This is a genomic window from Pantoea sp. SOD02, from assembly GCF_024707505.1.
In the GTDB taxonomy this organism is placed as follows: domain Bacteria; phylum Pseudomonadota; class Gammaproteobacteria; order Enterobacterales; family Enterobacteriaceae; genus Pantoea; species Pantoea symbiotica.
In genome coordinates, this window is the sequence record NZ_CP102604.1 from 569,479 (window position 1) to 581,933 (window position 12,455).

Genomic DNA, 12,455 nt, shown 5'->3' on the forward strand with positions numbered 1-12,455 from the left:
CGGCGTTTAGCCAATTAGTTGATGCGGTAAATAGCAGCGGGCAATCAGCCCGCTGCGATCTTCACGATTGACCAATTCAAGCCTGCCGCGATGCATCTGCACGATGCGCAGCACGATATTCAAACCCAAACCGCTGCCGCCGTAACGCTGATCGCGACGACGAAACGCCTGCGTGAGCTCTTCCGCTGCGGCGGCTTCAATGCCCGGACCTTGATCCCACACTTCGATAATCACTTGTTGCTTGTCCTGCTGCATCTTCACTGCTACTTCACTGCCTTCCGGGCTATAGCGCGAGGCGTTTTCCAGCAGATTGCGCAGCATCAGGCGCAGCAGCACCGCTTCACCTTGCTGCGGCACATCATCGTTCTGCGGCCAGTGCAGGATTTGCTGACGCTGTTGATACAGCTCGGCCATTTCTGGTTTCAGCGGTTGCATGATGTCTTGTTGCCACTGCAACTGCTGATAGTGACCGCCCGCCAGCGCTTGTCCGGCGCGCGATAACATTAAAAGCTGTTCCACGGTGTGCATCAGCTGATCGATGCGTTCAATCAGCATCTCGCTCTGCGGCACGTTCTGCTGGTGGAGCAGCTCGAGATGCAGGCGCAATCCGGCCAGCGGCGTACGCAACTCGTGCGCGGCATCGGCGGTGAATAGGCGTTCCTGCTGCAAGGTGTGATCGAGGCGTGAAAACAGTTGGTTGATCGAAGTGGTTACCGCCACGATCTCATCCATTTCGGAGTAGATCGGCAACGGCGTCAGGTTATCCGCTGAACGATGCGCCAGGCTGTCCTGCAGCGATTTCAGCGGACGGATAATCCAGTTTATCGCCCAAAACGACAGCAGCAAGGTGAGGGCGACCATCACTAAGGAAGGCAACAGCAACGAGGCAATCGCCTCACGGATCTCGTTTTCCACGCGATCGTTTCGCGCCTGCGCCGAGAGCGTTTCGTTGACCAAAAAACTGATCTGCTCGCGGCTTTCATGCCACAGCCAGATGGCGCTCATCACCTGACAGGTGAGGAGAATCAGCGCCAACATAATCAGTAATCGCTGACGCATGCTGTTCATTCACGGATTTCCAGACGGTAACCGACGCCGCGCACGGTTTTGATGCGATCTTTCCCGAGCTTGCGACGTAAATTGTGGATGTGAACTTCAAGGGTGTTGGAACCGGGATCGTCATTCCAGCTGTAGAGATCCTGCTGCAGTGTTTCGCGGTGCACGTTTTGCCCCACGCGCATCAGTAAGCGGGTGAGCAGCGCGAACTCTTTTGGCGTGATCTCCAGCGGGATCGCTTCCAGCAAGACCTGCTGCGAACTGAGATTGAGCGTCAAATCGCCCTGTTGCAGCAGGTTATCGCTGTGGCCCTGATAACGGCGAATCAGCGCTCGCACGCGTGCCTGTAACTCGACCAGTGCAAACGGCTTCACCAGATAATCATCAGCGCCGGCATCCAGACCATCAACGCGATCCTCCAGCGCATCGCGCGCCGTGAGGATCAGCACCGGCACCGCAATGCCGTCGCGTCGCCATTGACGCAGCAGCGAAGCACCATCGCGATCCGGCAAGCCGAGATCGAGCACGATCAGGCTGTATTGTCCGCTACGCAGCAGCGCATTGCTCTCTGCAGCCGTGCTGGCGCAGTCGATGGCGTAGCCCTGCGAGGTTAGTGCCTGCGCAAGGCCCGATTGCAATAGTGCATCATCTTCAACAATTAGCAGTTTCATCAGTTGTTCTTGTTGATATCCGTATAGAGGCGGCTCTCAAAACGTACCAGCGGGATGCGGCGCGTTTTCTGATCTTCCGGCGGCACAGCATAGCCGGACAGGAACTGGACAAAGGCGACGCGTGCGCCACTGGAAGTGGTGATGAATCCTGCCAGATTATAGACGCCCTGCAGCGAACCGGTTTTCGCCGATACTTTGCCATCCAGTCCTGCTTCGTGCAGACCGCCGCGATATTGCAGCGTGCCGTCGTAACCGGCCAGCGGCAACATCGAAATGTAATTCAGCGTTGAATCATTTTTCGCAATGTATTGCAGCACTTGCATCATGGTGTCTGGCGCGATCAGGTCATGGCGCGACAGGCCGGAACCATCGACCTGAATGCTGTTGCCGAGATCGACACCGGCTTTTTCGCGCAGAATGCGACGTACCGCATCCGAACCCGCGCGGAAGGTGCCCGGCACGTTGAAGTAGTGATGGCCGATGGTGCGGAACACGGTATCGGCAATCATATTGTCCGACTTCTTCAGCATGGTGTGCAGCAGCGTGTGCAGCGGCGCAGATTGGGTCGAAGCCAACACGGTGCCTGGCGATGTCACTTGCGCCTGGCGAACCAGATGCCCGCTGTAATCAATGTCGGCGGCGCGCAATTCGGCTTTAAGAATCTCACCGGCCCACGCAGCACCATCCTGCACGGCAAATGCCAGCGGCAGCGGCTCTGAACGTTGGCGCATGCAGCCGGTTAAGGTGTAGCGATTGAGCTCGCCTGGTACGACATCCAGCTCGCAATATTGTCCGTCACCGCTGTTACGACCAATGGTGCGCACCTGACTAAACATGTGAGCCGGATAATAGGAAGCGATACGCACAAAGGCGTTTTCGCCCGGCGTATTGGCGCTATACAGCGAAACCGAGAAACAGTTTTTATCGACGATTGCCGCACCCGGCGGCGCGCTGAAGCACTGTGTCAGATCGTTCCACGGCCAGCCTGGCGCCATATCGTGGCTGGCGAACACCGAAGTGTCGATCACCAGGTTGCCTTTGATATGGGTGATGCCCTGCTTTTTCAGCGCGGCAACCATGTTGCGCAGATCCTGGCGACCTAGCGTGGGATCACCGCCAAAACGCGCCACTAAATCGCCATTCAAGGTGCCATCGTTAACTGCACCTTTGGTCTCCATGGTGGTCTGGAAACGGAAATCGGGTCCGAGTTCTAACAAAGCCGCCAGCGCTGTCACCACTTTCATGGTGCTGGCCGGTAACGCCATCTGTTTGCCGTGATAATCGATTATTGGGGTGGATGCGCCCACTTTTTGTACCATCAGCGCCAGGTTTGCGCCGTCTGGCAAATACTGCATGTATTCATCAACGGGGGCTGCTTGTGCCTGCAGCATAAACGCACAGGTTAATCCGGTAACAAGTCGTGAAAATCGCATAATCTCGCGGTAACTGACGGGTGAGGGCGTCAATACTACGTCCCCGGACGGTGCAAAGTAAACGATGACCCACAGGGAACTCTGGGGTAAAATACGTATCAAAATGCAAAACCGAACCTGACCCGGAAAGCTTTCCCGGTCAGGCTTCTTTTGCTTGTGAAAAGAGGTAACGCGCCGCAGAAGCAGTTTTCTGCTGTCACCGGTCAGGATGACGCCGTTAACCAGGATAGATGACGAGGAGCCAAAATGAATCAGATTCCGATGACGTTGAAAGGCGCTGAGAAGCTACGTGAAGAGCTGAACGAACTGAAATCCGTGAAGCGTCCGCGCATTATCGCCTCCATCGCCACAGCCCGTGAGCACGGCGATTTGAAAGAGAATGCCGAATATCATGCGGCTCGCGAAGAACAGGGTTTCTGCGAGGGTCGTATTCAGGAGATTGAAGCCAAGCTTTCCAATGCGCAAGTCATTGATGTGACTGCCATGCCGAAAACCGGTCGCGTGATTTTTGGCGCCACCGTGACCATCTTGAATGTGGATACGGATGAAGAGTTCACCTATCGCATCGTGGGTGATGATGAAGCTGACTTCAAACAGAACCTGATTTCAGTGAATTCGCCGATGGCGCGTGGATTGGTTGGAAAATCAGCAGACGATGTCGCGATTGTGAAAACCCCGGGCGGGGATGTGGAATATGAAGTCCTGAAGGTGGAATACCTTTAAGATATTGCTACGCTTTGCAATATGTCGCTGCATTTTGTAAAGAAAGGAAAAAGGCCGCATTGCGGCCTTTTATCACATGCAGGAGCGTGGCACTTTCTTTGCCCGTCGCCGCCTTTAAAGGCATGATTAACGCGGAAGAGTAATTTTACGCTCTTTGGCAGGGCGATACAGCACCAGCGTGTTGCCGATTACCTGTACGTTGCCTGCTTTAGTCTCACGCACGATAGCGTCCACGATCAGCTGCTTAGTTTCACGATCTTCCGAGGCAATTTTTACCTTGATCAATTCGTGATGCTCAAGCGCCAGTTCGATTTCGGCGAGCACGCCTTCGGTCAGGCCATTACCGCCCAGCATGACAACCGGCTTAAGCGGATGGGCAAGGCCTTTCAGGTGCTGTTTTTGTTTGGTACTCAGATTCATCGTATTTTTTGCTTACTCAGGGATTGAAAACGGTTCATTCTACCGCCATCTCGGGTATATCGCCAAATCAACGCGACCATTGCGTGCTGATTTATCGCTACGATGACGATTTAATTGGAAAAATTATGACGGGTAAAAAGCGTTCGGCCAGTTCCAGTCGCTGGCTACAGGAACACTTTAGCGATAAATATGTGCTGCAGGCACAGAAAAAAGGGTTACGTTCGCGTGCCTGGTTTAAACTTGAAGAAATTCAGCAGGGTGACAAGATTTTCAAACCCGGGATGACAGTTGTTGATCTCGGTGCGGCACCCGGCGGTTGGTCGCAATATGTGGTTCAGCTTATCGGATCAAGTGGTCGTATCATCGCCTGCGATCTGTTACCAATGGATCCGATTGTCGGCGTTGATTTTTTGCAGGGCGATTTTCGAGATGAGGCGGTACTTAACGCCTTACTGGAGCGCGTAGGCGACCAAAAGGTGCAGGTGGTGATGTCTGATATGGCACCCAACATGAGCGGTACACCTGCGGTTGATATTCCACGTTCGATGTATTTGGTAGAATTGGCGCTGGAAATGTGTCGGGATATCCTGGCCCCAGGCGGCAGTTTTGTCGTGAAAGTGTTTCAGGGAGATGGCTTCGATGAATACCTGCGGGAAATTCGCTCCCTGTTTACGAAAGTGAAAATTCGTAAGCCGGACGCTTCGCGATTACGTTCGCGCGAAGTGTACATTGTGGCGACGGGGCGCAAACTTTAGCCCGAATTGCCGGAATCAAAGCAAGACGACCAATGCGTTTACTCTGATGTGTAATTCTGAGTTTCAGGGTAAACAAGCAAAATCATCCGCACTGCGATTCCAGGTATGAAGGAACTATAGTACCCTACGCTGTCTGTTAACATCGTTGTAATATGAGGTTAATCCCTTGAGTGACATGGCGAAAAACCTGATTCTCTGGTTAGTCATCGCGGTCGTGCTGATGTCTGTATTCCAGAGCTTTGGGCCCAGCGAGTCGAATGGCCGTAGGGTTGATTATTCAACTTTCCTATCGGAAGTGAACCAAGATCAGGTCCGCGAGGCACGAATTAACGGGCGTGAGATTAACGTTGTCAAAAAAGACAGCAATAAATACACCACCTATATCCCCGTCAACGATCCTAAGTTACTCGATAACCTGTTGACCAAAAACGTCAAAGTAGTTGGCGAACCGCCTGAAGAACCAAGCCTGCTGGCTTCCATCTTCATCTCATGGTTCCCAATGCTGCTGCTGATTGGCGTGTGGATCTTCTTTATGCGGCAGATGCAGGGCGGCGGCGGCAAGGGCGCGATGTCCTTCGGCAAGAGCAAAGCCCGCATGCTGACCGAAGATCAGATCAAAACCACTTTTGCTGACGTGGCCGGTTGTGATGAGGCCAAAGAAGAAGTGGGTGAGCTGGTTGAGTATCTGCGTGAGCCGAGCCGTTTCCAGAAACTGGGCGGTAAAATCCCGAAAGGCGTCCTGATGGTCGGCCCTCCGGGTACCGGTAAAACGCTGCTGGCGAAAGCGATTGCTGGCGAAGCCAAAGTACCGTTCTTTACTATTTCCGGTTCTGACTTCGTTGAAATGTTTGTCGGTGTTGGTGCATCTCGTGTGCGTGACATGTTCGAACAAGCGAAGAAAGCTGCGCCGTGCATCATCTTTATCGATGAAATCGATGCGGTTGGCCGTCAGCGTGGCGCAGGTTTAGGCGGTGGTCACGATGAACGTGAACAAACGCTGAACCAGATGCTGGTTGAGATGGATGGCTTTGAAGGTAATGAAGGCATCATCGTAATCGCGGCAACTAACCGTCCAGACGTACTTGACCCGGCGCTGCTGCGTCCAGGCCGCTTTGACCGTCAGGTTGTCGTCGGTTTGCCAGACGTGCGTGGTCGTGAGCAGATTCTGAAAGTCCATATGCGTCGTGTGCCGCTGGCAACCGATATGGATCCTTCAGTCATCGCACGTGGTACGCCTGGCTTCTCCGGTGCGGATTTGGCTAACCTGGTCAACGAAGCTGCGCTGTTTGCTGCTCGCGGCAACAAGCGTGTGGTTTCGATGGTTGAGTTTGAAAAAGCCAAAGACAAAATCATGATGGGTGCGGAACGTCGCTCCATGGTGATGACCGAAGAGCAGAAAGAATCGACGGCCTATCATGAAGCGGGTCACGCGATCGTTGGTACGCTGGTTCCGGGTTACGATCCGGTGCACAAGGTCACCATCATCCCGCGTGGTCGTGCTCTGGGCGTGGCTTTCTTCTTGCCAGTGGGCGATGAGATCAGCGCCAACCGTCAGAAGCTGGAAAGTCGAATTTCTGTGGCTTACGGCGGACGTCTGGCGGAAGAGATCATTTATGGTCCTGACTATGTTTCTACCGGTGCTTCATCTGACATCAAAATGGCAACCAGCGTAGCACGCAACATGGTTACGCAGTGGGGCTTCTCTGAGAAGCTGGGTCCATTGCTTTACGCTGAAGAAGAGGGTGAAGTATTCCTCGGTCGTTCAGTGGCGAAAGCAAAACACATGTCAGATGAAACGGCGCGCATTATCGATCAGGAAGTTAAACACCTTATCGATACCAACTATCAGCGTGCACGCCGTATTCTGAATGAAAACATGGACATCCTTCACGCGATGAAAGACGCGCTGATGAAGTATGAGACCATCGATGCACCGCAAATCAGCGATCTGATGGCACGCCGCGAAGTGCGTCCACCAGCAGGTTGGGAAGAGGCGAAAGTTGCTGTGGGTAACGGCGACTCAACGCAGGCTCCACGTCCTGTTGATGACCCGAAAACTCCGGGTTCAGACAAGATCATGTGATAGCGTTCTGGCGGGATGCGTTGCTCTCCGCCAGATTTGCAGCCGCAATACTTGTTACAATGCAAACCCCGGCAAGCCCGGGGTTTTTTACATTCTGCGATTCAGTGATTCCTCAAGGAGATTCTCGCCATGAAGTTGTTCGCCCGTGATTCCCATCTCGATCTCTCTTTTCCCCATGTGATGGGTATTTTGAATGTCACGCCGGACTCTTTCTCTGATGGTGGAAGCCACAACACGCTGGTCGATGCGCTGACGCACACCAATGAAATGGTAAATGCCGGTGCCACCATCATAGATGTTGGCGGTGAATCAACACGTCCGGGCGCTGATGAAGTCAGCGTGGAGGAAGAACTGGCACGCGTCATTCCGGTGGTTGAAGCCATCGCGCAGCGTTTTGAGGTGTGGATTTCCGTCGATACTTCCAAACCAGAAGTGATTCGTGAAGCGGCGCGAGTGGGCGCTCACATTATCAATGACATTCGTTCCCTGTCCGAACCGGGCGCGCTGGCAGCGGCAGCAGAAACCGGTTTGCCAGTGTGTTTGATGCACATGCAAGGTGAACCGCGCACCATGCAGCAGGCACCGGAATATAGCCACATCGTGAGCGAAGTGGACGCTTACTTCGCTACGCAGATTGCGCGATGTGAAGCAGCCGGCATCAAAAAAGATAATCTGCTGCTCGATCCTGGCTTCGGTTTCGGTAAGAATCTCAGCCACAACTATGAACTGCTGGCCAATCTGAGTCATTTCCACCATTACGGCTTACCGCTGTTGGTCGGGATGTCGCGGAAGTCGATGGTTGGTCAGTTGCTAAATGTCGGTCCGGCGCAGCGCCTGACCGGAAGCCTCAGCTGTGCGGTAATTGCCGCCATGCAAGGGGCGCAAATTATTCGCGTGCATGATGTGAAAGAGACTGTCGAAGCGATGCGCGTCGTCGAAGCGACACGGAGAGCAAAAGGATAAAGGCATGAGTAATCGTAAATATTTCGGTACAGATGGTATTCGCGGCAAAGTCGGTGAAGCACCGATTACCCCTGATTTTGTTCTCAAGTTGGGCTGGGCGGCCGGTAAGGTGCTGGCGCGTCAGGGTTCACGCAAAGTATTGATTGGTAAAGATACGCGTATTTCAGGCTATATGCTGGAATCGGCGCTGGAAGCGGGTCTGGCGGCGGCGGGATTATCTGCAGCCTTCACCGGTCCGATGCCGACACCTGCTATTGCTTATCTGACACGCACTTTCCGCGCTGAAGCCGGCATTGTGATTTCGGCTTCGCATAATCCCTTCGACGACAATGGCATCAAATTCTTCTCTGCTGAAGGCACCAAGCTGCCGGACGAAGTCGAAGAAGCCATTGAGCTGGAGATGGAAAAGCCGATCACCTGCGTGGAGTCAGCTGAACTGGGCCGCGCCAGTCGCATTGTCGATGCCGCAGGTCGTTACATCGAATTCTGCAAAGGGACGTTCCCAAGCGAGCTAAGCCTGAATGGGCTGAAGATTGTGGTTGATTGCGCTAACGGCGCAACTTACCACATTGCGCCTAATGTGCTGCGTGAGCTGGGTGCGACGGTGATTGCTATCGGCGTGCAGCCGGATGGCATGAACATCAACAAAGATTGCGGTGCGACCGATCTGCGTCTGCTGCAGCATCGCGTGTTGGAAGAGAAGGCCGATCTCGGACTGGCTTACGACGGCGATGGCGACCGCATCATGATGGTTGACCATTTAGGTCATAAAGTCGATGGCGATCAGATTCTCTACATCATTGCACGCGAAGGGCTGCGTCAGGGCCAATTGCGCGGCGGCGTGGTCGGCACGCTGATGAGTAACATGGGTCTGGAGCTGGCGCTGAAACAGCTGGGTATTCCATTTACCCGTGCGAAAGTGGGTGACCGCTATGTGCTGGAAAAAATGCAGGAAAAGGGCTGGCGTTTAGGGGCAGAAAACTCCGGTCACGTGATCCTGTTGGATAAAACCACCACCGGCGACGGCATCGTGGCAAGTTTGCAAGTGCTCACTGCAATCGTGCGCAACCATATGACACTTCACGATCTGTGCAGCGGCATGAAAATGCTGCCGCAGATTTTGGTCAATGTGCGTTTCGCTGGCGAGCACGATCCGTTGGAAAGCGAGAGCGTGAAAGCCGTGACCGCAGAAGCAGAAAAAACGCTGGCGGGGCGTGGTCGTGTGTTGCTGCGCAAATCCGGCACAGAGCCACTGATTCGTGTGATGGTAGAAGGCGAAGATGAGGCGCAGGTCAGCGCGCTGGCGCACAAAATCGCGGATGCAGTAAAAGCGGTTTAAGTTGTTTCAGGCGGAGAGGTTTTGTACTTTCCGCCTGCAAAATCACCGTGATGGTGCTTTTTTCCGCAATCGAAAGCGATGGTGAAAATTGCACTTGCAGAGGTATGTGCCTTTGGTTAGTATTCACACCCGCTTCTGATGGGTGATGACGAGACTCCCCATCGATATTGGTTGAAGCTTTAACTGTGCAGATAACGCGCAAGGAAACAGGTTGATTATGTACGAAGCTCTGTTAGTTGTTTTCCTTATTGTAGCGATTGGCCTCGTAGGTTTGATCATGCTGCAGCAAGGCAAAGGCGCTGATATGGGAGCCTCATTCGGTGCGGGCGCTTCTGGTACGCTGTTCGGTTCAAATGGGTCTGGCAACTTTATGACTCGCATGACTGCGGTACTGGCTACGCTGTTCTTCATCATCAGCCTGGTTCTGGGTAACCTGAACAGTAATAAAACAGCCAAAGGTAGCGAGTGGGATAACCTCACTGCGCCGGCGCAGTCTGAACAGCAGACTCAGCCAGCTAAACCGGCAACGCCGGGCAATGATATCCCGCAGTAAGATCGTCAACGCTGTAGTGCGATAAAACAACGTCGCAGTCTAGTGATGTACCGAGGTGGTGAAATTGGTAGACACGCTACCTTGAGGTGGTAGTGCTCGAAAGGGCTTACGGGTTCAAGTCCCGTCCTCGGTACCAAATCTCAGTTTAACTTGCATTTTTTGCAAGGTCGGCGTATTATTCGCCACGTTTTCGGACGCGGGGTGGAGCAGCCTGGTAGCTCGTCGGGCTCATAACCCGAAGGTCGTCGGTTCAAATCCGGCCCCCGCAACCACTTTCCCTTAGAGTTCTTTTTCAAATATACTGTATGCATCGACGGACGCAATCTCAGTGATTTTTGAAAAAAATTCTTTTGGATTGTGCTCCGAAGCCGCTATGCGGCGTACAGGGTCCAGTCACAAAAAGCCCCGAATATTCGGGGTTTTTTGTTATCAGGAAATCGAAACACTGGGCTATAGGCCCTTTTTTTATGTCTTGGGGGTGGGCTTGTCCACATTAGAGCAAAAATTGACAGAGTTGATCTCTGCTCCAGTAGAAGCGCTTGGCTACGAATTAGTCGGTATTGAGTTTATTCGTGGTCGCACATCAACCCTGCGCATCTATATTGATAGTGAAGAGGGTATCAATGTTGATGATTGCGCCGATGTTAGCCACCAGGTTAGCGCAGTAATGGATGTGGAAGATCCAATTACCGTGGCTTACAACCTTGAAGTTTCCTCGCCGGGTCTCGAACGTCCTCTTTTCACTGCTGAACATTATGCACGTTTTGCCGGTGACGAGGTGAGCCTGGTACTACGCATGGCCGTACAAAACCGCCGTAAATGGCAGGGTATCATTAAGTCTGTTGAAGGCGAGATGATCACGGTGACCGTTGAGGGTAACGATGAAGTGTTCGCGCTGAGCAACATTCAGAAAGCGAACCTGGTCCCCCACTTTTAAAAGTCCGGATTGAGGCTAACCAGGATGAACAAAGAGATCTTAGCTGTAGTAGAAGCCGTTTCTAACGAAAAAGCCCTGCCGCGTGAGAAAATCTTCGAAGCGCTGGAGAGCGCTTTGGCCACTGCGACCAAAAAGAAGTATGAGCAAGAGATCGAAGTGCGTGTCAGCATCGATCGCCGCAGCGGCGATTTCGACACCTTCCGTCGCTGGCAGATTGTGGAAGAAGTCACGCAGCCGACTCGCGAGATCACGCTGGATGCAGCTCGTTATGAAGACGAAGCGTTCAATCTGGGCGAATTTGTCGAAGATCAGATTGAATCTGTCACCTTCGACCGTATCACCACCCAAACTGCTAAGCAGGTTATCGTACAAAAAGTACGTGAAGCTGAGCGCGCGATGGTGGTTGATCAGTTCCGTCAACACGAAGGCGAAATCATCACCGGCGTGGTGAAGAAAGTGAACCGCGACAACATTTCACTGGACCTCGGCAGCAATGCTGAAGCCGTGATTGTGCGTGAAGACATGCTGCCGCGTGAAAACTTCCGTCCAGGTGACCGTATTCGCGGCGTGCTGTACGCCGTTCGCCCTGAAGCGCGTGGCGCGCAGCTGTTTGTCACCCGTTCTAAGCCAGAGATGCTGATCGAATTGTTCCGCATTGAGGTGCCAGAAATTGGCGAAGAAGTTATCGAGATCAAAGCGGCAGCGCGCGATCCGGGTTCACGCGCCAAAATCGCGGTGAAGACCAACGATAAACGTATTGATCCAGTGGGCGCTTGCGTCGGTATGCGCGGTGCGCGTGTCCAGGCGGTTTCGAGCGAGCTGGGTGGCGAGCGTATCGACATTGTGCTGTGGGACGACAACCCGGCGCAGTTCGTTATCAACGCTATGGCGCCAGCCGATGTGGCGTCAATTGTGGTGGATGAAGACAATCACACCATGGATATCGCTGTTGAAGCCGGCAATCTGGCTCAGGCGATCGGCCGTAACGGCCAAAACGTGCGTCTGGCTTCCCAACTGAGCGGTTGGGAACTGAACGTGATGACCGTCGATGATCTGCAGGCCAAGCACCAAGCTGAAGCCCATGCAGCGATCGATATGTTCACCAAACATCTCGACATCGACGAAGAGTTCGCCACCATTCTGGTGGAAGAGGGCTTCTCTTCGCTGGAAGAATTGGCTTATGTGCCAATCAACGAGCTGCTGGAAATCGACGGCCTCGATGAAGAGACCATTGAAGCCCTGCGTGAACTAGCAAAAAATGCGTTAACTACCCTGGCATTAGCGAAAGAAGAGAGCCTTGGTAATCAGGAGCCCGCTGAGGATCTTCTGAATCTTGAGGGCTTGGATCGTGCGCTGGCGTATCGCCTGGCGGCGAAAGGCGTTTGCACGCTGGAAGATCTCGCTGAGCAAGGTGTTGACGATCTGACAGATATTGAAGGGCTGGATGACGAGAAAGCCGGTGCGCTGATTATGGCTGCACGTAATATCTGCTGGTTCGGCGATGACGCGTAATAACAGGAAG

At 53.4% G+C, this 12,455-nt stretch carries 12 protein-coding genes and 2 tRNA genes; 10 read left to right on the plus strand and 4 right to left on the minus strand.

Features of this window, described 5'->3' with window-relative positions; translation table 11 throughout:
• Window positions 1-6 precede the first annotated feature (6 nt).
• Genes pmrB through dacB form a run of 3 tightly spaced genes read right to left on the minus strand, consistent with a single transcriptional unit; the run spans window position 7 to window position 3,160 of the window.
• The gene (gene pmrB / locus NR302_RS02530; RefSeq protein ID WP_154193144.1) at window positions 7-1,068 is read right to left on the minus strand and encodes a two-component system sensor histidine kinase PmrB; all 1,062 of its coding nucleotides are present in this window, start codon (window positions 1,066-1,068) and stop codon (window positions 7-9) included.
• Window positions 1,065-1,727 (minus strand): two-component system response regulator PmrA, encoded by a 663-nt coding sequence (pmrA, locus tag NR302_RS02535; protein ID WP_061718248.1) that lies wholly within the window; start codon window positions 1,725-1,727, stop codon window positions 1,065-1,067. The genes pmrB and pmrA overlap by 4 nt, the downstream gene beginning before the upstream one ends.
• Window positions 1,727-3,160, minus strand: a complete 1,434-nt coding sequence (gene dacB, locus NR302_RS02540; RefSeq protein ID WP_154154463.1) for a serine-type D-Ala-D-Ala carboxypeptidase — start codon at window positions 3,158-3,160, stop codon at window positions 1,727-1,729. Before dacB ends, pmrA begins: the two co-directional genes overlap by 1 nt.
• A gap of 246 nt (window positions 3,161-3,406) precedes the next feature.
• Here dacB and greA point away from each other — a divergent pair, with 246 nt between their 5' ends.
• The gene (greA, locus tag NR302_RS02545; RefSeq protein WP_008104312.1) at window positions 3,407-3,883 is read left to right on the plus strand and encodes a transcription elongation factor GreA; all 477 of its coding nucleotides are present in this window, start codon (window positions 3,407-3,409) and stop codon (window positions 3,881-3,883) included.
• A 126-nt stretch (window positions 3,884-4,009) separates the two neighbouring features.
• On the opposite strand, the gene yhbY is transcribed toward greA, so the two are convergent.
• Window positions 4,010-4,303 carry a ribosome assembly RNA-binding protein YhbY gene (gene yhbY / locus NR302_RS02550; protein WP_007886683.1) on the minus strand — a complete coding sequence of 98 codons (294 nt, stop codon included), beginning with the start codon at window positions 4,301-4,303 and terminating at the stop codon, window positions 4,010-4,012.
• A 125-nt stretch (window positions 4,304-4,428) separates the two neighbouring features.
• On the opposite strand from yhbY, the gene rlmE reads away from it, so the two are divergent.
• The 9 genes from rlmE (at window position 4,429) to nusA (ending at window position 12,445) form a co-directional block, all read left to right on the plus strand.
• Window positions 4,429-5,058 carry a 23S rRNA (uridine(2552)-2'-O)-methyltransferase RlmE gene (gene rlmE, locus NR302_RS02555; RefSeq protein WP_007886684.1) on the plus strand — a complete coding sequence of 210 codons (630 nt, stop codon included), beginning with the start codon at window positions 4,429-4,431 and terminating at the stop codon, window positions 5,056-5,058.
• 175 nt (window positions 5,059-5,233) lie between these two features.
• A complete protein-coding gene (gene ftsH / locus NR302_RS02560; protein WP_036620266.1) occupies window positions 5,234-7,141 on the plus strand; it encodes an ATP-dependent zinc metalloprotease FtsH in 1,908 nt (635 codons plus the stop codon).
• Between the two features lie 129 nt (window positions 7,142-7,270).
• Entirely contained in the window at window positions 7,271-8,104 is an 834-nt protein-coding gene (folP, locus tag NR302_RS02565) for a dihydropteroate synthase (RefSeq protein WP_154193142.1), read from the plus strand.
• Window positions 8,105-8,108: 4 nt separating this feature from the next.
• Window positions 8,109-9,443 carry a phosphoglucosamine mutase gene (glmM, locus tag NR302_RS02570; protein ID WP_008104307.1) on the plus strand — a complete coding sequence of 445 codons (1,335 nt, stop codon included), beginning with the start codon at window positions 8,109-8,111 and terminating at the stop codon, window positions 9,441-9,443.
• A gap of 217 nt (window positions 9,444-9,660) precedes the next feature.
• Window positions 9,661-9,996, plus strand: a complete 336-nt coding sequence (gene secG, locus NR302_RS02575) for a preprotein translocase subunit SecG (RefSeq protein ID WP_007886689.1) — start codon at window positions 9,661-9,663, stop codon at window positions 9,994-9,996.
• 49 nt (window positions 9,997-10,045) lie between these two features.
• Window positions 10,046-10,132, plus strand: a tRNA-Leu gene (locus NR302_RS02580).
• 59 nt (window positions 10,133-10,191) lie between these two features.
• Window positions 10,192-10,268: transfer RNA gene (locus tag NR302_RS02585), tRNA-Met, on the plus strand.
• 212 nt (window positions 10,269-10,480) lie between these two features.
• Window positions 10,481-10,933 carry a ribosome maturation factor RimP gene (gene rimP, locus NR302_RS02590; RefSeq protein ID WP_036620302.1) on the plus strand — a complete coding sequence of 151 codons (453 nt, stop codon included), beginning with the start codon at window positions 10,481-10,483 and terminating at the stop codon, window positions 10,931-10,933.
• Window positions 10,934-10,957: 24 nt separating this feature from the next.
• Window positions 10,958-12,445 carry a transcription termination factor NusA gene (gene nusA / locus NR302_RS02595; RefSeq protein ID WP_258144470.1) on the plus strand — a complete coding sequence of 496 codons (1,488 nt, stop codon included), beginning with the start codon at window positions 10,958-10,960 and terminating at the stop codon, window positions 12,443-12,445.
• Window positions 12,446-12,455: the final 10 nt, after the last annotated feature.

What these genes read in the sequence shown, in the direction of transcription:
- ftsH (WP_036620266.1), top strand. Translation starts at nt 5,234, where the DNA reads ATGGCGAAAAACCTGATTCTCTGGTTAGTCATCGCGGTCGTGCTGATG.
- dacB (WP_154154463.1), bottom strand. Translation starts at nt 3,160, where the DNA reads ATGCGATTTTCACGACTTGTTACCGGATTAACCTGTGCGTTTATGCTG.
- pmrA (WP_061718248.1), bottom strand. Translation starts at nt 1,727, where the DNA reads ATGAAACTGCTAATTGTTGAAGATGATGCACTATTGCAATCGGGCCTT.
- secG (WP_007886689.1), top strand. Translation starts at nt 9,661, where the DNA reads ATGTACGAAGCTCTGTTAGTTGTTTTCCTTATTGTAGCGATTGGCCTC.
- yhbY (WP_007886683.1), bottom strand. Translation starts at nt 4,303, where the DNA reads ATGAATCTGAGTACCAAACAAAAACAGCACCTGAAAGGCCTTGCCCAT.
- glmM (WP_008104307.1), top strand. Translation starts at nt 8,109, where the DNA reads ATGAGTAATCGTAAATATTTCGGTACAGATGGTATTCGCGGCAAAGTC.
- pmrB (WP_154193144.1), bottom strand. Translation starts at nt 1,068, where the DNA reads ATGAACAGCATGCGTCAGCGATTACTGATTATGTTGGCGCTGATTCTC.
- nusA (WP_258144470.1), top strand. Translation starts at nt 10,958, where the DNA reads ATGAACAAAGAGATCTTAGCTGTAGTAGAAGCCGTTTCTAACGAAAAA.
- greA (WP_008104312.1), top strand. Translation starts at nt 3,407, where the DNA reads ATGAATCAGATTCCGATGACGTTGAAAGGCGCTGAGAAGCTACGTGAA.
- rlmE (WP_007886684.1), top strand. Translation starts at nt 4,429, where the DNA reads ATGACGGGTAAAAAGCGTTCGGCCAGTTCCAGTCGCTGGCTACAGGAA.
- folP (WP_154193142.1), top strand. Translation starts at nt 7,271, where the DNA reads ATGAAGTTGTTCGCCCGTGATTCCCATCTCGATCTCTCTTTTCCCCAT.